Genomic DNA, 19,334 nt, shown 5'->3' with positions numbered 1-19,334 from the left:
GCAGCTTTTCTCTTCGTAGCGAAGGCTGACCCGTTTCGCTATTATAGCATAACCATTTAAATTTAATTAAGTATTATGCTTCGCCGGACGATTGCCGCGGTGCCTTCAATTAAGTTGAATAGTATTATGAGTTCTTGAGCTTTGCTATTCGCGCGCAAGTAGCGCGACATCCTTAGAATGCCAAAGTGTACAAACCAGGAACTTTACAGGTTCTAAAGGATACGGTACCAGTTTATTCATTGCTGGGGGAGCCGTTGGGCTGAGAGGGGGCGATCGCCCCGACCCTTGGAACCTGATACGGACCATGCCGTCGTAGGGAAGCAGCCACGCACTGCCTTTTCGGACCGCCACGCTGCATTTTAGGTCCCGGAAGGGCATTTTTTTGCCCCCGTTGTCTCCTTCTTCGTCTCACCCGCCACTTTCCGCTTCCAGCAAGAACGACGCTGGGTATCAGTTCGTATTTTTGCGAATCTATGCCCTGACTATTTATATATAGCTGTGTTCACACAACCCAAAGAGGCAATCATGAACAATCCGCTGCACGCCGTTGATCTCTACTGCCTAACCAGCGAGGAGCACTCCCTGGGGCGATCCAACGTGGCCGTGGTCCAGGCCATGCTGGACGCCGGAGTGAAGCTGGTCCAGTACCGCGAAAAATACAAACATGCTGGTGAAAAGCTCCGGGAATGCGAGCTCATTCGGGAGATGACCCGCAAGGCCGGTGCGCTGTTTCTGGTCAATGACGACGTGGCCGTGGCCCAGGCCGTGGATGCGGACGGGGTGCACGTGGGGCAGGACGATCTGCCCGTGCCCGTGGTCCGCCGCCTGCTCGGTCCGGGCAAGATCATCGGCCTGTCCACGCATTCTCCGGAACAGGCCAGGGCCGCGGTGGAGGCAGGGGCGGACTATATCGGCGTCGGGCCGATTTACGCCACCAGGACGAAAAAGGACGTCTGCGCTCCCGTGGGCCTGGAGTACCTGGAATGGGTCGCGGCCAACCTGACCATTCCCTTCGTGGTCATCGGCGGGATCAAGGAACACAACATCGCGGAAGTAAAGCGGCGCGGCGCAGGCTGCGTGGCCATGATCACGGAAATCGTCGGTCACGAGGATATTGCCGGCCAGATCCGGACTTTGCGCAATCGCATGCACTCAACCTTTCAGGAGATCGGATCATGAGCTGGACCACCCAGATGGACGCGGCCCGCAAGGGTATCATCACCCCGCAGATGCGTATCGTGGCGGACAAGGAAAACATGGCGCTGGAGACCCTGGTCCAGCGCATGGCCCAGGGTACGGTGATCATACCGGCGAACCGCAACCACGCCCACCTCGATCCGGAAGGCGTCGGGCTGGGCCTGCGCACCAAGATCAACGTCAACCTCGGCATTTCCAAGGACGCCTGCGACATGGACCTGGAAATGGAAAAGGTCCGTCACGCCCTGCGCCTGGGAGCCGAGGCGATCATGGACCTGAGCTGCTTCGGCAAGACCCGCGAGTTCCGCCAGGCGCTGATCGCCGAGTCCCGGGCCATGATCGGCACGGTGCCCATCTACGACGCCGTGGGATTCTACGACAAGAACTTGTCCGACATCAGCGCGGACGAGTTTTTCGACGTGGTCCAGGCCCATGTGGACGACGGCGTGGATTTCCTGACCATCCACTGCGGATTGAACAGGCTGACCGCCGAACGGATCGAGAAAACCCAGCGCCTGACTTCGCTGGTTTCCCGGGGCGGCTCGCTGCTCTACGCCTGGATGAAGGAGAACAACGCCGAAAATCCCTTCTACGAGCATTACGACCGGCTGCTGGAGATCTGCGCGCAGCACGACGTCACCTTGAGCCTGGGCGACGGCTGCCGGCCCGGATCATTGCACGACGCCACGGACGCGGTCCAGGTCCAGGAAATGATCGTCCTCGGCGAGCTGACCAGGCGGGCCTGGGAGCGCAACGTGCAGGTGATGATCGAAGGTCCCGGCCACATGGCCCTGAACGAGATCGCCGCGAACATGGTCCTGGAAAAACGGCTCTGCCACGGCGCGCCGTTCTACGTGCTCGGCCCTCTGGTCACGGACGTAGCCCCCGGCTACGACCACATCACCAGCGCCATCGGCGGAGCCGTGGCCGGCGCCGCCGGCGCGGATTTCCTGTGCTACGTCACTCCGGCCGAACACCTGCGCCTGCCCACGCTGGACGACATGAAGGAAGGAATCATGGCCGCCCGCATCGCGGCCCATGCCGCGGACATCGCCAAGGGCATCCCGGGCGCGCGGGACTGGGACGACAAGATGTCCAAGGCCCGGGCCGACCTGGACTGGGAGGCCATGTTCAACCTGGCCCTGGACCCGGAAAAAGCCCGCGCCTACCGGGAATCCTCCCGCCCGGCCCATGAGGATTCATGCACCATGTGCGGCAAGATGTGCGCCGTGCGAACCATGAAACGCCTCAAGGAGGGCAAAGACATCCGGCTGGATGATTGAGAAGGGACTTGTAATAAGACCTCGAAACGGAAAAGATCCGGTGTGTCTCGAAGATCAGCGAGTGGCGTTCACATCACTCATAAGCCGGCGCTACGCTTGATTTTTGCAGCGAATCTTGAGTAGATCAACCCAACTGATTGTGGATTCCCCGGATTCCGCCATTTCAACCGCCTCACAGGAGCAGCGTCATGCATCTTGGAAAACAGATCAGACTGGAACGGATACTGAACCGCAACACCCGGAGAGCCGTCATTGTGCCTCTGGATCATGGCGTGACCGTGGGACCGTTGTCGGGCCTGATCGACATGCGCCAGACCCTGAGCCAGATCGCGGGCGGCGGGGCCAATGCCGTGGTCATGCACAAGGGTCTTGTGCGCTGCGGGCACCGGGGCAGCGGACCGGACATCGGCCTGATCATTCACTTATCAGCCAGCACGTCCCTCTCCCCCTTCCCCAACGCCAAAACCCTGGTTGCCACGGTGGAAGAGGCCATTCGCCTGGGCGCGGACGGCGTTTCCGTGCACGTCAACCTGGGTGATGAAAACGAGCGGGTCATGCTCGAGGACATGGGCAAGGTCAGCGCCACGGCTGCTTCCTGGGGAATTCCCATGCTGGCCATGATGTATGCAAGGGGCCCGAAAATCGTCAATGAATTCGATCCGGCTATTGTGTCCCATTGCGCCCGGGTGGGCGTGGAACTGGGCGCTGACCTGGTAAAGGTGCCCTACACCGGGGACATGGAAAGCTTCCAGCGGGTCGTCGAGTCCTGTTGCGTGCCAGTGGTCATTGCCGGCGGACCGAAGATGAACAGCGTCCGGGACGTGCTGCGCATGGTGGCCGACTCCGTCAGCGCAGGCGGCGCGGGGTTGTCCATGGGCCGGAACATCTTTCAGGACGAAGATCCGAAAACACTGCTCAAGGCGCTGCACGGCATCGTGCATGACGACCTGAGCGTGGATCAGGCCATGGAGAGGCTGGGACGCGATGGTTGATCATCCCAGCACTTTTCCATCAGCCGGAGAAAACGATCCCGTCATTCCCTCCCCCCGCGGGAGAGGGCGTCGATGGCTGGGCAAGCTCCTGCTTTTACTGCTGGCACTCCTGATCCTGGTTGGCGGCCTGGCAGCCTGGGATGTCTACCGTTTTCTGCACGTTCCTCCTCAGGAACCCGGAGAGAGCCGGATCGTGACCATCACACCGGGCATGTCCATGGTCCGCATCAGCAGTCTTCTCGAAGAGGAGGGCGTGGTTACCAGTGGGCTGCGTTTTCGCCTCTACGCCCAGGCCATGGGACAGGCGGCTTCGGTTCAAGCCGGGGAGTTCGCCTTGCATACCTCATGGCTGCCTGAAAGGGTTTTGGACGTACTGACTTCCGGGCGGGTATATCTGCACCGGTTGCAGGTGCCGGAAGGATTGACCTGGTGGCAGGTCGGGCAGCTCGTGGAGCAATCAGGTCTGGCCGATTTTGAGAGTTTCGCCCGGGCCGTGGCTGATCCGGACGTCCTGCGAAAACATCATATCCAGGGAAAGAACGCCGAAGGATTTCTTTTTCCGGAAACCTACTTCCTGCCGCGGCCCCGCAACAAGGACGCCCGGCCCATCGTGGAAATGATGCTCAGGTCTTTTTGGCGGGTGGCGGATGAGCAGCTATGGCCGGAAGGTAGGCCGTCCTGGGATGTGGTCCGGGAAACGGTGATCCTGGCCTCCCTGGTGGAAAGAGAGACCGGATTGGCAGAGGAGAGAGAACGCATAGCCGGTGTCTTTGCCAACAGATTGCGGATCGGCATGCGCCTGCAGTGCGATCCCACGGTCATCTACGGTTTGGGACCGGATTTCTCCGGACCACTCCTGAGGGTCCATTTGGAGGACGCCGCCAACCCCTACAACACCTATGCGCATTCGGGCCTGCCACCCGGCCCCATCGCCTCTCCGGGCCTGGCGTCCATGAGGGCCGTGCTGGAGCCGGAACAGCACAATCTGTTCTATTTCGTCTCCGCTGGAGACGGGTCACACAACTTCAGCCGGACCCTGGAAGAACACAACCGGGCTGTGCGCCAATTCCGGATGCTGCGCCGAAACTAGCCCGAACAGCCAAGGTTACGGTACCTGAAAAAACTTATCCAGGCGCAAGGTGAACTATCAGCAATGTCTCATCATTGAAGGAAATAAAAAAAACCGGATTAAATCCGGTTTTTATGTTCTGTTCTGAGAAAGAAATAGCGGTCAAAAGTACGAGGGCTGTGCCTCTCCTGAAGAGGAACCGGATTGTTTCTCCGCCTTTTTGAGAGCTTGTTCCACCTTGCTTTTCAATTCTGTCAGGTCCACGGACTTGACCACGTAAAAATCAGCGGCAATGGATTTCAGATCGTGCTGAAAGCTGTCGTAAGCCGTGCACAGAATAACGGGAATGGATTGATCTTGACTGCGGATTTCCTGCAACAGATCCAGACCTGATCGATTTCCCTCCAGCTTGATGTCCAGGACCACCACTTGCGGTTTTTCCCGGGACAAGACCTCTAAAATATTCTCCGAACCATCCGAAGTGACCACTTCATAGTCTTCTACCTGGAGTTCTTCCTGATATAGCAGGCGAATATGATGTTCATCGTCGACTACGAGTATTTTTCCCTTGGCCATACTGACCTCCTTGGTGGGGCGCATTCAGTTCCATAGTTTCGCAGAATGATGCGACGGTTAGAGCAGATAAGCAGATATAAACGCAGCGCCGAACATGCGCTGTTATGGACACGGCGGCCATTATGGTACACAGATCATCTACGGGCCTCAACTCCAATGAAACAGTTGAGTTTGCCCGCCTACATGGATAGACAAAGAACAAATTTTTGTCGAGGTAACATTATGATTTCCGTTCGTTTGGAACCCAAGGGCAGGGAGATAGAGATCACCAAAGCCTCCACGGTCCTGCAGTTGCTCCGTCAACTCGGGCTCGGCCCCAATGCGGCACTCGTCATCCGCAACAAGGAGTTGCTCACCCCGGATCGCCGAATCAACGCCGGAGACACAATCATCGTCCGCGGCGTGTCATCAAGAGGGTAATCATGAAATGCCGCAAATGCAAAGCCCTGGCCGCCGTTGCGCTGCCCAGCCACAACACCGCGTTCTGCGCCGAATGCTATCCGGATTTCTTTCGGTCCCAGGTGGAACGATCCATTCATCGCCACAAGATGATCGCGCCCCAGGAGCGGGTTCTGGTCGCCGTAAGCGGAGGCAAGGATTCCCTGGCGCTGATCATGCAACTTCAGGAGCTTGGCCATGACGTGCACGGCCTGCACGTGGATCTGGACATCCCGGACTCGTCTCCTGAAGCACGTCGGGTCTGCGAAACCTTTTGCGAATCTCTGAATGTACCGCTGACGGTTGTCGAGCTGCGCCGCGAGGGGCTGTCCATTCCCCTGGTCAAATCCAAGATCAAGCGCCCGATATGTTCGGTGTGCGGCAAGTTGAAAAGATACTATTTCAACAAGTTTGCCATTGAGAACAACTTCTCCGTCCTGGCCACGGGGCACAATCTGGACGACGAGGTCAGCCGGCTTTTCGCGAACACTGTGCGCTGGGATTCCGCCTACCTGAGCGACCAGGGACCGCTTCTGCCCGCAACCGCCGGATTCGCATCCAAGATCAAGCCGCTGTATCGCCTTACTGAATTCGAGATCGCCAATTTCTGCTTCCTGCGCGGTATCGAACATGTCACGGCCCCCTGCCCGTACAGTGCCAAGGCGAGTTTTCCCATATACAAGGGCCTGTGGTCCGATCTCGAAACGCGGATGTCCGGAGCCAAGGTCCAGTTTTACGAAAACTTCCTGCGTGACGGCCGTCCGGTTTTCGCGGCCTGGGCGGATCGAAAGGAGAGTGCATTAGTGGCCTGCTCCAGTTGCGGTTATCCCACTTCCGCGGAAACATGCGGCGTTTGCAGGATCAAGAACATGGTCGGGCAGGAGCAAGAGGCATGACGGCGGCATGGTCGACTCCCCGCAATCCGCGCTGAGCAGACTGCTTGGTTCGGTCCGATTTCCGGACATGGCCTTGATCCGCCGGAAGCTGGACACGAGGGAACTCGGCGACGTCGCCGAAGTCCTGGCCGCCCAGGCCGGCGACCTGGATCTCGCGTCCCGGATCGCTCCCGGACAATCCGTGGCCATCGCCGTCGGTAGCCGGGGCATCCACCGCTTGGACCAGGTGGTGCGCGCACTGGGCGATCTGTTCCGGGGACTGGGAGCCCAGCCGTTCATCGTCACGGCCATGGGCAGCCACGGCGGCGCCACGGCCCTGGGCCAGGAGCAGGTTCTGGAGAGTCTGGGCATCACCGCACGGTCCATGGGCGTGCCCGTCCGATCAGGGGTGGAGACAGTTGAACTTGGAACCACCGCCCAAGGGATGCCCGTGCTGGTGGACGCCCTGGCCGCGCGGGCCGATCATCTGGTGGTCGTCAACCGCATCAAGGCCCACACCAAGTTCAAAGGGCCGGTGGAAAGCGGGCTGATGAAAATGCTGGCCGTGGGTTTGGGGAACGACCTGGGTGCCCGGCGGCTGCACTCCCTGGCTCCGGTGCACGGGATGTTCGCGCTGATCGAATCCACGGCTCTGACCATCCTGAAACGCGGCAATCTGCTCTGCGGCGTGGGGCTGGTGGAAAACGGAGTGGGACGGCTGCACACGCTGCGCATCCTCCTTCCCCAGGAGATCCCTTATCAGGAAAACCACCTGTTGACCCTGGCCAAAAAGCTTGCCCCGAAACTGCCTTTTTCCGAATTGGACGTGCTGATTGTGGACCAGATCGGCAAGGACATCAGCGGCACGGGCATGGACACCAACGTCACCGGGCGCAACCGGGACATTCTCGGCGACTTTGCGACGTCCACGCAAATCAAGCGGATATTCGTGCGTGATCTCAGCCCGGGAACCGAGGGCAACGCCCTGGGCATCGGCTTTGCCGACGTGACCACGGATCGGGTGGTCCGAAGCCTGGACTACTCCAAAACGATGATCAACGCCCTGACCGGCCTCAGCCCGGAAAAGGCCGCCCTGCCCCTGCACCTGCCCTCGGACCGCCTGGCCCTGGCCGCCGCCATTCACACCTTGGGCGCAATCCCGCCGGGCGAACTGCGCATTTCCCGCATCCAAAACACCCGAAGCCTGGAACGACTGTACGTCTCGCCAGCTCTACTCCAGAACGCGCCTGCCGATCAGGAACTTCTGCATCCTCCCAGGCCCATGGATTTCATCGGCGATGATCTGGCTCCTTTTCCATGCTTGCCTGTGCGCAAAAATATTCTCTTCAAAAATGCTCACAAAGAAGAATAGCCTGATATTCGACAGATAGATTAGGCCATGCATGGCAGCGCATTTTTTTTCATTTTTTGTACTGAAGCCATCAAGGGAGAAAGATTTGTTCCATTCATTGAAGACCAAAATATTTTTTCTGGTATGCGTAATTCTCGCCCTGGTGGCTGTTCTCGTACTGTACTTCACGCACCGGGACGTGGAAGAAGCCATGTTCGACGCCGAACAGCGCAGCGCCCGCAACGTTTTGGAGCTGGTGGAGCTGAACATCCAGAGCGGATATCGGGACTTGTTGCGCAGCCGAATGGATGCGGTGAATGCGCATCGCCGCACGCTGCAGGGCATGACCATGATGGCCCATACCGGTTTGGACGAGATATTTGCCGCTGCCCCGCCAGCCGAGAAAGCCGGGCAAGATGCCATGCAGCGTGCCCTGGACTGGTTAAGCGCTCCCACCTTTGTGGAAGGAACCGAGCTTCTGGTCTTTGATCTTCAGGGCGTGCTTTTGGCCCACCCGCACAAGGAAGCCCGAGGTTCCAATCTGAACCAGATCCAGGACATCAAGGGCCTGCCCCTGGCCAGGGCCGTGGAGGAGGAAGTCCGGCGGCAAGGCCATGCTTCGGCCACCTTTTTCTGGCCCTGGACCGACCACGCCCATCCGGTCAAGAAATTCGGGTGGTTCGTTCATTACCCGCTCACGGACTGGATCATCGGGGCAGCCGTGGACATCGAAGAACTGGAACGGGAGGGTGAACGCAAGCTGGAGGAGTTGATAAACAATTTGCGGGTCAACTTCAGCAAGATCCGCATCGCCAAATCCGGCTCAATAGCGCTTTTCAACGCCCAGGGCGAGATGCTCATTCAGCCGGCATATGAGGCCCTGAATCTTGAAGGTGCGATCAACGAACTGACTGGCGGCCTCATCCTGGAAGAACTCAAGGCCGCGGCTCAGAGCAGGGAACGGGCTTCGATCCGCATCGTGCTCCGGACTGAGGAGGATATGCAGCTCCGCGAAATAGAAGCGTTTAGCGGGTACTTCAGGACCCTGGGCTGGTATGTGGCCGCCATGGGTTTTGTCGATGAGATCAGCGCCCCGGCCCGGGATCTGGTTTCGCGCCTGAGCCTGATCATCGCCGGCGTGCTTCTGGCCAGCCTGGCCCTGGGGCTGCTGCTGGCCATCCGGCTGACCAGGCCCCTGAACGCCTTGACGGATTACGCCAAATCCATGCCCGAGACGGACTTCACCTCTGCCGATCCGCGCAGCACGGCCATTGATCACCTGCCGCGCCAGAACAAGGACGAGGTTGGCAGGCTCGCCGAAGCCCTGATCTTCATGGACCACTCCCTGCGGGACAATGTCCGCTCTTTGCTCGAAACCACGGCGCTCAACGAGCGCATGGAAACCGAACTCAGCGTGGCCCGGGAAATTCAGCTCGGCCTGATCCCCAAAACGTTTCCGCCTTATCCCGAGCGTCCCGAGTTCGACCTGTACGCCGTGCTGGAACCGGCCCGGGAAGTCGGGGGAGATCTCTACGACTTTTTCTTCATCGACGAACATCACTTCTGCTTTGCCGTGGGCGATGTCTCGGACAAGGGCGTTCCCGCGGCGCTGTTCATGGCCGTCAGCCGGACCCTGTTCCGGATCGCCGCGGTCGAAGAATTGAACCCGGCCCGGATCATGGAAACCATGAACAATAACCTGGCGCCCAACAACCCCAACTCCATGTTCGTGACCTTGTTCATCGGAGTCCTCGACGTCCGCACGGGTGAGTTGCGGTATTCCAACGGCGGACACAATCAGCCGGTCATTGTGGACCGGGACGGCAAGGCTCGTTTCCTGGAAGGCCGCAGCGGTCCCATGGTCGGCGCCATGGAGGATCTGCCCTATAGTCCGCTGGAAACGAATCTGGCTCCCGATGAATTGTTGTTTCTCTACACCGACGGCATCACCGAGGCCATGAACATCAGGAAGGAGCTGTACTCCGACGAAAGGCTGCTGGCCACCATGGAGACACTTCCGGAACGCGACGCAACCGCCGCAATCCGGCACGTTCAGACCGACCTGGCCCTGCATGTGGCAGAAGCGGATCAGTCCGACGACATCACCATGCTCTGCATCAAGTTTCGCGGCATGGCGCCGCCGGCAGCATAGCTTTGCGAAGGACGAGCCTGAGGGGTGTCGGCAAAAGGCAATAACAGGGATCGCCCCTACGGTATCACCTCCACTGCGTCCCCGACCTGCACCGGACCGCCTAAGAGCACCCGGATGAAAATGCCCTCCTTGGGCATCACGCAGTCGCCGGCTTGGTGAAATATGGCGCACCGGGTATGGCATTCCTTGCCGATCTGGGTCACCTCTCCCACGGCCGTCTCGCCGATGCGCAGCTTCGTGCCCAGGGGCAGAACAGGCAAGTCAATGCCCTCGGTGGTCAGGTTCTCGGCAAAGTCGCCCGGCCCCACCTTTAACCCTGCGTCCTGCATCTTCTTGATGCTTTCCATGGCCAACAGGCTGACCTGGCGGTGCCACGGCCCGGCATGGGCATCGTCCTGCAGCCCGTGTTCCGCCACCAGCATCCCCTGATTGATATTTTTCTTGCGTTGCCCCTTTTTAGGGCTGGTGCAAACGGCGATAATCTTTCCCATGCGGACCATCCTCAAAGTCTAAGGTTTTCTTGAATTACCAATGCCCTTCGGGCACTGAACACGTTGTATCACGCAACCGTCATAATCCAGCAAAATCAATTCCAGATCCATTGTCCCCCGTGCCCAGCAACGACAATGGCGGCAGGCCGCTTCCAGAACCCTGCGGACAGCCTGCTCGCAGCAGCTGGAGGCTCGCAACAGGTCAAGGGCATGCCGTGCCGTGTTCGCCTCGGCAATGGATGCGGCCAGGTCCCGTTCCACGCCTACCCGAAGCGCCAGTTCGGCAAGCGCGTTAAGATCCACCGGGAACAGGCGGGCATGGGTCTGTGGACGGCCCTGGGCCATTTTGACAAGCTTGCCCCAGAATCCTCCCCAGACCAGGCGGCTCATGCCCCGCTGGGAAGCCTGACGCAGGGCGAAGCCCGGATGGTCTCCGACCTGGATGAAGGCTGCTCCGGGAAGTTCCGGCAGGACGGCTTCCAGAAAACGCTGCCCCCGGCCGCCGGTACTCAGAGCAACAGCGTCCAGCTGTTCAGCCAGAGCCACGTCCAGACACTGACGGATCGTATCCTTCCACGCCGCGTGGCTGAACGCCTTCACCGTGCCCCGGGTACCCAGAATGGAAATGCCGCCGAGTATGCCCAATCTTGGATTGAGGGTTTTTTCCGCCAGGACAAGTCCCTCCGGGACCTCCACCAGAACATGGACCCGGGCGGTCAGGTCAAGACGTTCCAGCGTCTCCAGCAACGCGCGTTGCATTTGCCGCCGCGGTCCGGGATTGATGGCCGCCTCACCCACCGGCACGGGCAGCCCCGGACGAGTGACCGTGCCAACGCCCTTTCCCCCCTGGATAACAACCTCCGGATATGCCGCCGCCTCCATTCGGACGCGAACCACGATGGCGGCGTTGTGCGTGGCGTCCGGATCGTCACCGGCCCGTTTGCGGACAGTGACGCGCACCGCCGGCCCTGCCGAGCCGTCCGGTTCCGGTTCCAAGTGCTCGACCGGGATGATCAGCCGCACATGTCCGTCCGGACAAGGAATGCCGATCCGATGGTTCCTTTTTCCTGCAGCTAAAAAAAGCAGCCCGGCCTTTGCCGCGGCAACCGCCGCTGAACCGGTGGTGAAGCCGATGCGGACCTTGCCCCGTCGGTTCATCTTATCGCAAAACCGATAAACGTTTCTTCAAGACCATCACGCATCCTCCGGATCAGGCTTGGTTGCGGCCTGCAGAGCCATCCCGGCCAGAGCGTTCAGAGCGGCAGCGGCCAGGGCCGAGCCTCCTTTGCGGCCACGGACAAGAATGGACGCGATACTCTCGTTCTCCAGCAGCGCCTGCTTGGATTCCGCGGCCTGGACAAAGCCCACGGGCATGCCGATGACCAGGGCCGGGACGACCCGGCCTGCATCCACCAGCTCCAACAGCCGCAGCAACGCCGTGGGCGCGTTGCCCACCACCCAGATCGCGTCGCGGTGCTCCGCCGCGGCCACGTCCACGGCTGCCGCGGCCCGGGTGCTGCCCGAGACATTGGCTCGCTCCAGGGTCCGGGGATCGTTGATCAGGCAATACCTCTGGCATCCGAGGGGATCGTAGAGCCGGGCTGAAAGTCCGGCCAAGGCCATGCGCGTATCCGTGATCACCGCGCATCCGCTTTGGAGCGCTTTCAGTGCCGCGGCCACGGCCAGGGGATGGAACCGAACCAGATCCATAAGTTCGAAATCCGCGCTGGCATGGATCATCCGGCGAACCACGGGCCACTGGGTCTCGTCGAATGGACGGGGCTCGGGCACCTCGGCATCAATAATGCGCATGGACTCGTTTTCGATATCCAATCCGGCGGCGTTCAAGGGTATCACGGGGACAGGCATGGTCAAGATCCTTGTGAAGCGGTTGCCGCCCAGTTTGCGCAGGCGCGGACAAAGGAGGCCGCGGCCGGAGGATGGGAACCGAAGTGCAGATGAATGTAGGAGGCCAGCACATTGGTACGCTGAAAGCCCTCCAGGAACTCCCGGCCCCGGCTGTCCGTGATCCGGTAGACGGCGGATACTTCGTCCGCCTGGGGAACGTCGAGAGCGGAATAATGAAACTCGTGGCCCCGCAGGACCGTTCCGGCCGGACCGAGCAGGCCCGCAAAACGGAGCTCAACCTTTCGATAGCCCAACGCCTGAAACCGGGAATGCATTTTTGAGCGGGCCGGAAAAAGGCCGACCATGGGAAAAACAGCACCGCCAACGTCTTCCAGCTCGGCCAGCAAGTACTGCATGCCGCCGCACTCGGCATAGACGGGCATTCCGGCCTCGGCTGCCGCGGCCACGGCAGCCCGCATGGCGTGGTTTTGCGTCAATTCAGCGGCATGCAACTCCGGATATCCGCCCCCGAAAAAAAGGCCTTGCACATTGTCGGGCAATGCGCCATCCGTAAGCGGCGAAAAAAAGACGAGTTCCGCCCCGGCATTCTCCAGAAGGCGCAGATTTTCCTGATAATAGAAACAAAAGGCCCTATCCCTGGCTACTCCCAGGCGAACCCTTCCGCCTTGTTCATTATCCGTGTCCAGACTCGGAACGGATTTCAATATCGCAGCGGATTGCCGTGAAATCCGGTGCAGCAACTCCATGTCCAGCCCCTGTTCGACCCAGTCGGCCAGAAATCGCCGCCGCGACGCATCCCACCCCAAGTCTTCGGCCATGTGCAGGCCCAAGTGCCGGGAGGCAAGTTCCAAGTCCGAGCGACGAGGCAAACAACCCAGGCAGGGCAGTTCCGGGAGGTGGGAGGCCATGGCTTCACGCAGCATGGCTTCATGCCTTGGCCCCCCGACCTGGGTGAAGATCACCCCGGCCAGATGCAGTTCCGGATCGAAGTCCCGAAACCCCTGAACCAGGGCCGCGGCTGAACGCCCCTGGGAGCGGGCATCCACGACCAGAAGCACGGGCAACCCCAGCCATTTGGCCATCTGGGCCGTGGAACCGGTTTCCTCCGCTCCGGAAGCTCCGTCATACAGGCCCATCACTCCTTCCACCAGGCAGAAATCCACTTCCACTGCATAACGGTGAAAGATCTCCAATACTCTCTCCCGGCTCAGCATCCATCCGTCCAGATTGTGCGCGGGACGGTCGCAGATCGCGGACAGGTGGGAGGGATCGATGAAATCCGGTCCCACCTTGTATCCCTGGACGCACAACCCCCGTTCCCGCAACACAGTGGCCAGTCCCAGCGTTGCCAAGGTCTTGCCGCACCCGCTCCGGGTTCCGGCGATTACAACTCCGGAGGCAATTTGGTTATCTGTATGGGTTCGCTTCATAAGCTAAAAAATTCGATCCACTCACATGTCGGTGCATGCCACAATTGTACTCCGGACCGCACCTCTTCCCCTGGGAGCGACGCACCCTGGTGCGGCACGTCTTATCATGGGACGACCAGATTAATACCCAGCTCAAATCCTTGGACATTGGACAAGTCTGAGCTTGAACCTGGGACTGACGAATCCCGGCAGATGCGTTTCTTTCGGCGAAAGTTACGTGCCGCACTGGGTGCGGCGCCCCCAGAGTTTCCACCATCTGAACCGGGGCCATTGGTGAATAGTGACAAAAACTCTCTCTCCGTGCTCCCCGTGCACCCCGTGGTTCAAGCTTCAGCGTTGCATTGTCTCAAAAGAGTCGATGCAATGTTATTTCGCACGCAAATACAGAACCTTCTGCCCTGATCCCGGCGACTCCCTTTCTTCGGTTACGAAAAGATCCGTCTTGGCTTTCACGAGTTCGGAAAGTTTCTTGTACCCGAAAAGCCTGGGGTCGAAATCCGGCTGCAGCTTGGTGAGGTAATTGCCAAAGGTGGCCAGGTGCGCCCAGCCTGAATCGTCGGTGGATTGATCCAGAGCGGTCAGCAGAAACTTTTGCGGGAAAGCATGTTTTGGCTCCGCAGGCTCCGGAGGCAGTTGCTGCGCGTGGCTGGGACCATTTTCCGTTTTGGATTTTGTCTTGCTCTGTTCCCCGGACGGACGCAGGACTTCGGTGAAAATGAACTTATGGCAGGCATTTCGAAAGGCATCCGGTGTCTTTTTTCCGCCAAAACCGAGCACCGTCAGGCCTTCTTCACGGATGCGCATGGCCAATCCGGTAAAATCGCTGTCGCTGGTGATCAGGCAAAAACCATCGAATTTCCGGGTATACAACAAATCCATGGCATCGATGATCAGCGTGCTGTCCGTGGCGTTCTTCCCAGTGGAATAGGCGAATTGCTGGACCGGCTTGATGGCGTAGCGCTGCAGGACCTTCTTCCAGGACGAACTTGTCGGCGCGGTGAAGTCGCCGTAGATGCGTTTTACGGTCGCTTCACCGAACCGGGCGATTTCCGCGAGCAGTTCCTCGATTACGGCAGCCTGCGCGTTGTCTGCGTCAATGAGCACCGCCAAACGAAGCGAGGGTTCTTCCGAATCAATTTTTGAAATTTGTCGTGAAGATGCCATGGTCCCTCCTGGTTTCAGGGATTGTCCGCCGAACACTGTCCAGCCGGATCATGAATCCGTCCGGATCGGCAGGCGGAAATGGATCAGCGCCGCTCTGCGGCCTGCCTCGTCGCGACGTTCTTCAACGGCAAACGGCTGAAACCCCAGCTTGGCGTAAAGCAGCATGCCGATAACGTTGGCATTGAAACACGAGATATGTACCTCAGTGGCCCGGTGTCTGGACACGGCCAGGTCGATCATTTCCTGAATCAAAAAAGACCCACGCCTCGGCCGCGGACCTCCGGCGCAACCGCCACATTGCCGATGGCGCAATTGCCTCCGGTCTCCCAGCGATAAAAATTGGCAAAGGCCGCCGCTTTGCCGTCAAGCTCCGCCACTGTCGAATCCGATCGGGAGGCAATGGCCGCCGCCAGCTGGCCAGGAGTCAGCGGGAACGTAGCCTTGGGAAACATAAAGAACAACTCCGTTGCATTCCGCGGAAAACCGCAGATGACGGCAATGTCCTGATCTTTTGCCGGACGACAGTGCAGATGCATGTGCAGCGAGGATTTATTGCCCTTTTCAGCAGGTTGCATCGCTCTTCTTGACGCAGGCGAACATAATATACTCGTTCTCTCCGTCGGTGAAGGCTTCGCAGTGCACCTCGAAGCCGACGTCGATCAGCACCTGCATCCAAACATTCCGGGAAAAAATTCCGAGTACGTGCCGATCCGTCTCCACCCGTAACCGGCCATGCTCCCGGATCAGGTAGATCATCGTCGATTCGTACTGTTCGTCGCGCGGGTCAGGATCATAGACATTTTGAACAAAGACCACGTCAACGCCTTCCGGTTGGTATTCACGTACGCCCGGAGTGCAGGTCGTCAGATTTTGACGGAATGTTTCGGTGGTGACGTCCGGAGTGGCGATCAGGACACCGCCGGGCTCCAGGTGGGAAAATGCATTTCCCATAGCTTCGGCCAGATCCGTCCGGTTCAGCATGTAGGAAATTCCGTCATCCATGACTACTGCGTCAAATTTTCGGTCCAGCGAAAAGGTGCGCATGTCTCCGATGATGAATTCGCATTCCGGGTTGAGCGAGGAGGCGAGATTGAGCATCACCGGACTCAAATCCAGTCCGGTGACCTGAAATGCGTGTTTCAGATTGAAAACATTCTTGCCTCCGCCGCAACTGATGTCCAGCAATGACGCAACGGGTCGCCGCGCATACTGACGTATGAGTCGGGTTATATGAGCGCTGTACCGTGCATACTCATCCCTGTGGTCCCCCCACATGGGCCAAAGCCATGCCAGGTCGGCGTAGAGCCGCGGCTTTTCACTCACGCCCGCCTCCTGATTCGAAAGCAGTTCTTCCCTGAAGCGTCTTCTTGCGCTCCCGGGTATAGCTCCACCATGGCGTTCTCGGCGCCCCCTCCATGTAGCGGACCGCGGAGATGAAGACGTCGAGCAGGCAGGGGTCATGTTTTGTTCCTGTCCGCACACCCAACCGGTCGAAAAGCGCATACGGGTCCTGGCCGACAAGATCGCCGGGCTGATCAATGCCGACACGGCGCAGCTTTTCAGCGATGATCCGCCCGACATTGGGAATGTCCTCCAACTTCTTGACGTCTTCATGCTCCATCCGCTGCCTCCTGTCCGAATCCTGTCGCGATCCCTTTTGCTACCTTCAAGAGCGCCCATCCGCAAGAACTGATTCTGCCGAAACGGCACTCGCGCCGTACAGGAATTTTCCATCAATCCCGGGAACCATGTGTCGGAGCAATCCATCACCTCGAGCAGCAACATTGAGCCTTCCGAGTTTCGGATGAGTGACTTTGACAACATTATCAAGCAAAAGGCAAAATTCCTGACTCCCGGATCTTGATATCGCCTCTCGATATTTCCAATATCTTCCAAGGAGAATTCATGTCCCGCCAATTCCACCACGCAGGATTTATGATAGCGTTCTTTCTGAGTTCATTGATGATCGTTTTTGCTTCTGTCTCTTCGCATGCGCAGCAGACGTCAATCCTCGAACAGTTCGGGGGTGCAACCTCCAGCGCGACACAGCCCGACATGACCCAGGCCGGCATTGAACGACTTTTGCGAGACCTGGAAAACCCTGAACAATTGAACCAATTGAAGGAGAATCTGCGTCTTCTTCTCGCTGCCCAGGCGGCTGACCCTGCCTCCCAGGTATCCGAACCCGAAGGCCTTGTCGCGCATCTGCTTTCCTCAGTGTCGGAATCCATGCGGAACGTGAATCGCCAGTTCGCCGCGAGCGCGGACAAGTTTCTCGAAATACCTTCGTTGCTTCGCGAACTGGCCGTGCAGGCTCAGGATCCGGCCGTGCTGAGAACGTGGGGTGAAATGACCGGGAAGATCATCCTGGTTCTTCTCGTGGGCTGGCTGGCCCAGGTCCTTGTTTCGCGGCTCCTTGGCGGAATGCGCAAGGCTCTTGAAGACCGTAAAGAGGACAGGCAATGGTTCAGGACCCTGCTGCTGTTTGGGAGATCCCTGCTGGACCTGATACCGATCATTGCCTTTGGTCTTGCTGCCTATGGCGTGCTGACTCTCCTGGATCCGCGGGTCGTCACCAGACTGGTTGCTTTGACCCTGGTCAATTCCAGCGTTCTGGTGCGTGTCATCCTGACATTCACCCGACTGGTGCTGGTACCAGGAGTTCCCTCTTTGAGCATTCTGCCGATGCGCAGCGAGTCACGGCGCTATTTTTACATCTGGATGCGCAGAGTCGTCAGAATAGGCGTCTATGGCTACTTCCTTCTTGAAGCCGCGCTCATTCTCGGCATTCCTGCCAGCCTGCATCATTTTCTGCTCAAAATGCTCGGCCTGATAATTACGCTCATGGTGATCATTTTTATCCTCCAGAACAGAGCTGACGTTGCGTCGTGGCTGCGCCGCGGCCAATCCTTTCCTGATCAGGAAGCCTCCTCCGCATCCGAGGCCAACGATCCCATTGTTCGTCAGCACCAGGTGGCGGATGCCTTGCGCCGTCGCCTGGCGGAATTCTGGCATATCCTGGCCGTGATGATTGTCGTGGGTATTTACGGAACATGGGTTCTGGAGGTCGAAGGCGGCGCCTATTTTGTCGTCAGAGCAGTGATCATGACCATGGCGATTGTTGCTCTGACTGCATTTCTCGACCGCATGAGCCGACGCGGCATCAATCGGCTTTTCAAGATCAGCGATGAACTCAAGGAGGATCACCCCCTACTGGAAGCCAGGGCCAACCGGTATCTGCCGCTGTTCAGACATACAATCAACATATTGCTCTACATTGTTGCCTTTTTCTCCATCATGCAGATCTGGGGGATGGGGGCCTTCAACTGGCTGCTGTCGCCTCAGGGCTCGGCGATCATATCCAGTCTGCTGTTCATTTGCCTGATCATCGCCGGAACATTCCTGCTCTGGGAACTCATCAGCGCCAGGATCGAAATTTCCCTGGACAAGGAACGTCGGAATGCGGCGGACAGAAAAAGCAGTACCCGCGCGTTGACCCTGCTGCCCATGCTCAGCAATGTCTTCTGGATCGTTCTGGTAATCATTGCCGGCATGAGCGTACTGGCGCACCTTGGTTTCAATATTGCGCCCTTGCTGGCCGGCGCGGGAGTAATCGGCCTGGCGGTCGGATTCGGCGCCCAGACCCTGGTCCGGGATGTGATCTCCGGGGCCTTCATCCTGCTGGAAGATTCCATTGCCGTGGGGGACTGGGTCGAGGCAGGCGGCCACTCCGGCACGGTCGAGCATCTCACTATTCGAACGGTGACCCTGCGGGATCTGGCCGGAACCGTGAATATTATTCCTTTCGGGGAGGTCAGCGCGATCCGCAATTTCAACCGCGGCTACGGTTACGCCCTGATCGATGCCGGGGTGGCGTACAGGGAAGACTACGGTGAAGTTGTCCAGGCCCTGCAGGACGTGGCAGCGGAATTGCGTCAGGACCCGGTCTGGGGACCTGATATCCTGGAAGACCTGGAAGTGTTCGGACTCAATAATCTCAGCGATTCGGCCGTGGAAATCCGGGTACGGCTCAAGACGATGCCCAGCCGTCAGTTCACGATCCGGCGGGCGTTTTTGCAAAAAATGAAACGGATTTTTGACGAACGCGGCATTGAAATACCCTTCCCCCATCAAACCATCTGGTTCGGGGAGGACAAGAAAGGCTTTGCCCCACCGATACGCGTCATCAGAGAGTCCAAGGATCACCGGCCGTCTCCCCCGCTTCTCTCCTCACCCGGAGAAACTCGGGAAAAACAGGAAATTCAGTATACTTCCGAATCCCAGGCTTCCAAGGAAGTGGTCCGGGAACAGGAAAAAAGCGAACTGGAGCGGGAAGAGATCGAGCGGGTTGAAACGGAAAGCAAGACGTAAATGCTCAGCCATTTTGGCATGGCCGGCTCTTGCGGCAGCTTGCGGATGAATCAAGGCATGCTTATTTTTTCATGAA

General features: G+C 58.8%; 19 protein-coding genes and 1 riboswitch. Of the genes, 9 read left to right on the top strand and 10 right to left on the bottom strand.

The window, feature by feature from the left end; genetic code table 11:
- Positions 1–234: 234 nt before the first annotated feature.
- Positions 235–336, top strand: a riboswitch (TPP riboswitch).
- Positions 337–525: 189 nt separating this feature from the next.
- From thiE to mltG, 4 genes are all read left to right on the top strand, one after another.
- A complete protein-coding gene (thiE, locus tag BLP93_RS03095; RefSeq protein ID WP_092117123.1) occupies positions 526–1,179 on the top strand; it encodes a thiamine phosphate synthase in 654 nt (217 codons plus the stop codon).
- Positions 1,176–2,480: a phosphomethylpyrimidine synthase ThiC gene (thiC, locus tag BLP93_RS03090; protein WP_092117121.1), complete on the top strand. Its 1,305-nt coding sequence runs from the start codon at positions 1,176–1,178 to the stop codon at positions 2,478–2,480. Before thiE ends, thiC begins: the two co-directional genes overlap by 4 nt.
- 188 nt (positions 2,481–2,668) lie before the next feature.
- Positions 2,669–3,472, top strand: coding sequence for a 2-amino-3,7-dideoxy-D-threo-hept-6-ulosonate synthase (locus BLP93_RS03085; RefSeq protein ID WP_092117119.1), 804 nt, complete (start codon positions 2,669–2,671; stop codon positions 3,470–3,472).
- Positions 3,465–4,562, top strand: a complete 1,098-nt coding sequence (gene mltG / locus BLP93_RS03080) for an endolytic transglycosylase MltG (protein ID WP_092117117.1) — start codon at positions 3,465–3,467, stop codon at positions 4,560–4,562. Before BLP93_RS03085 ends, mltG begins: the two co-directional genes overlap by 8 nt.
- 141 nt (positions 4,563–4,703) lie before the next feature.
- Here the strand turns inward: mltG and BLP93_RS03075 are convergent, their stop codons facing one another.
- A complete protein-coding gene (locus BLP93_RS03075) occupies positions 4,704–5,117 on the bottom strand; it encodes a response regulator (RefSeq protein WP_092117115.1) in 414 nt (137 codons plus the stop codon).
- Between the two features lie 222 nt (positions 5,118–5,339).
- Between BLP93_RS03075 and BLP93_RS03070 the strand changes: the two genes are divergently transcribed.
- From BLP93_RS03070 to BLP93_RS03055, 4 genes are all read left to right on the top strand, one after another.
- Entirely contained in the window at positions 5,340–5,537 is a 198-nt protein-coding gene (locus BLP93_RS03070; protein WP_092117113.1) for a MoaD/ThiS family protein, read from the top strand.
- A gap of 2 nt (positions 5,538–5,539) precedes the next feature.
- Positions 5,540–6,451 carry a PP-loop family protein gene (locus BLP93_RS03065; protein ID WP_092117111.1) on the top strand — a complete coding sequence of 304 codons (912 nt, stop codon included), beginning with the start codon at positions 5,540–5,542 and terminating at the stop codon, positions 6,449–6,451.
- A gap of 7 nt (positions 6,452–6,458) precedes the next feature.
- Positions 6,459–7,802, top strand: coding sequence for a nickel pincer cofactor-dependent isomerase, group 22 (locus BLP93_RS03060; RefSeq protein ID WP_092117109.1), 1,344 nt, complete (start codon positions 6,459–6,461; stop codon positions 7,800–7,802).
- 85 nt (positions 7,803–7,887) lie between these two features.
- The gene (locus BLP93_RS03055; RefSeq protein WP_161946177.1) at positions 7,888–9,933 is read left to right on the top strand and encodes a SpoIIE family protein phosphatase; all 2,046 of its coding nucleotides are present in this window, start codon (positions 7,888–7,890) and stop codon (positions 9,931–9,933) included.
- Positions 9,934–9,989: 56 nt separating this feature from the next.
- Here BLP93_RS03055 and BLP93_RS03050 read toward each other — a convergent pair whose 3' ends face one another.
- From BLP93_RS03050 to BLP93_RS03015, 9 genes are all read right to left on the bottom strand, one after another.
- Positions 9,990–10,424 (bottom strand): MOSC domain-containing protein, encoded by a 435-nt coding sequence (locus BLP93_RS03050; protein WP_092117105.1) that lies wholly within the window; start codon positions 10,422–10,424, stop codon positions 9,990–9,992.
- An 18-nt stretch (positions 10,425–10,442) separates the two neighbouring features.
- Positions 10,443–11,582: a cobalt-precorrin-5B (C(1))-methyltransferase CbiD gene (gene cbiD / locus BLP93_RS03045; RefSeq protein ID WP_092117103.1), complete on the bottom strand. Its 1,140-nt coding sequence runs from the start codon at positions 11,580–11,582 to the stop codon at positions 10,443–10,445.
- A gap of 36 nt (positions 11,583–11,618) precedes the next feature.
- The gene (locus BLP93_RS03040) at positions 11,619–12,293 is read right to left on the bottom strand and encodes a precorrin-8X methylmutase (protein WP_092117101.1); all 675 of its coding nucleotides are present in this window, start codon (positions 12,291–12,293) and stop codon (positions 11,619–11,621) included.
- A 2-nt stretch (positions 12,294–12,295) separates the two neighbouring features.
- Entirely contained in the window at positions 12,296–13,723 is a 1,428-nt protein-coding gene (locus tag BLP93_RS03035; protein ID WP_092117099.1) for a cobyrinic acid a,c-diamide synthase CobB, read from the bottom strand.
- Positions 13,724–14,089: 366 nt separating this feature from the next.
- On the bottom strand, positions 14,090–14,887 hold the full coding sequence (locus BLP93_RS03030) for an NYN domain-containing protein (RefSeq protein ID WP_092117097.1): 798 nt from the start codon (positions 14,885–14,887) through the stop codon (positions 14,090–14,092).
- A gap of 48 nt (positions 14,888–14,935) precedes the next feature.
- The gene (locus tag BLP93_RS17160) at positions 14,936–15,139 is read right to left on the bottom strand and encodes a hypothetical protein (protein ID WP_208596552.1); all 204 of its coding nucleotides are present in this window, start codon (positions 15,137–15,139) and stop codon (positions 14,936–14,938) included.
- The gene (locus tag BLP93_RS17155) at positions 15,136–15,462 is read right to left on the bottom strand and encodes a GNAT family N-acetyltransferase (protein WP_208596551.1); all 327 of its coding nucleotides are present in this window, start codon (positions 15,460–15,462) and stop codon (positions 15,136–15,138) included. Before BLP93_RS17155 ends, BLP93_RS17160 begins: the two co-directional genes overlap by 4 nt.
- Positions 15,449–16,210 carry a class I SAM-dependent methyltransferase gene (locus BLP93_RS03020; protein WP_167353011.1) on the bottom strand — a complete coding sequence of 254 codons (762 nt, stop codon included), beginning with the start codon at positions 16,208–16,210 and terminating at the stop codon, positions 15,449–15,451. The genes BLP93_RS17155 and BLP93_RS03020 overlap by 14 nt, the downstream gene beginning before the upstream one ends.
- Positions 16,203–16,508, bottom strand: coding sequence for a helix-hairpin-helix domain-containing protein (locus BLP93_RS03015; RefSeq protein ID WP_092117095.1), 306 nt, complete (start codon positions 16,506–16,508; stop codon positions 16,203–16,205). The genes BLP93_RS03020 and BLP93_RS03015 overlap by 8 nt, the downstream gene beginning before the upstream one ends.
- Before the next feature lie 284 nt (positions 16,509–16,792).
- Here BLP93_RS03015 and BLP93_RS03010 point away from each other — a divergent pair, with 284 nt between their 5' ends.
- Positions 16,793–19,258 (top strand): mechanosensitive ion channel domain-containing protein, encoded by a 2,466-nt coding sequence (locus BLP93_RS03010; RefSeq protein ID WP_092117093.1) that lies wholly within the window; start codon positions 16,793–16,795, stop codon positions 19,256–19,258.
- Positions 19,259–19,334: the final 76 nt, after the last annotated feature.

The organism is Desulfonatronum thiosulfatophilum (assembly GCF_900104215.1).
Classification (GTDB): domain Bacteria; phylum Desulfobacterota; class Desulfovibrionia; order Desulfovibrionales; family Desulfonatronaceae; genus Desulfonatronum; species Desulfonatronum thiosulfatophilum.
Note: the sequence above shows the minus strand (reverse complement) of the source record. Positions and strands in the feature narration are given on the sequence as shown.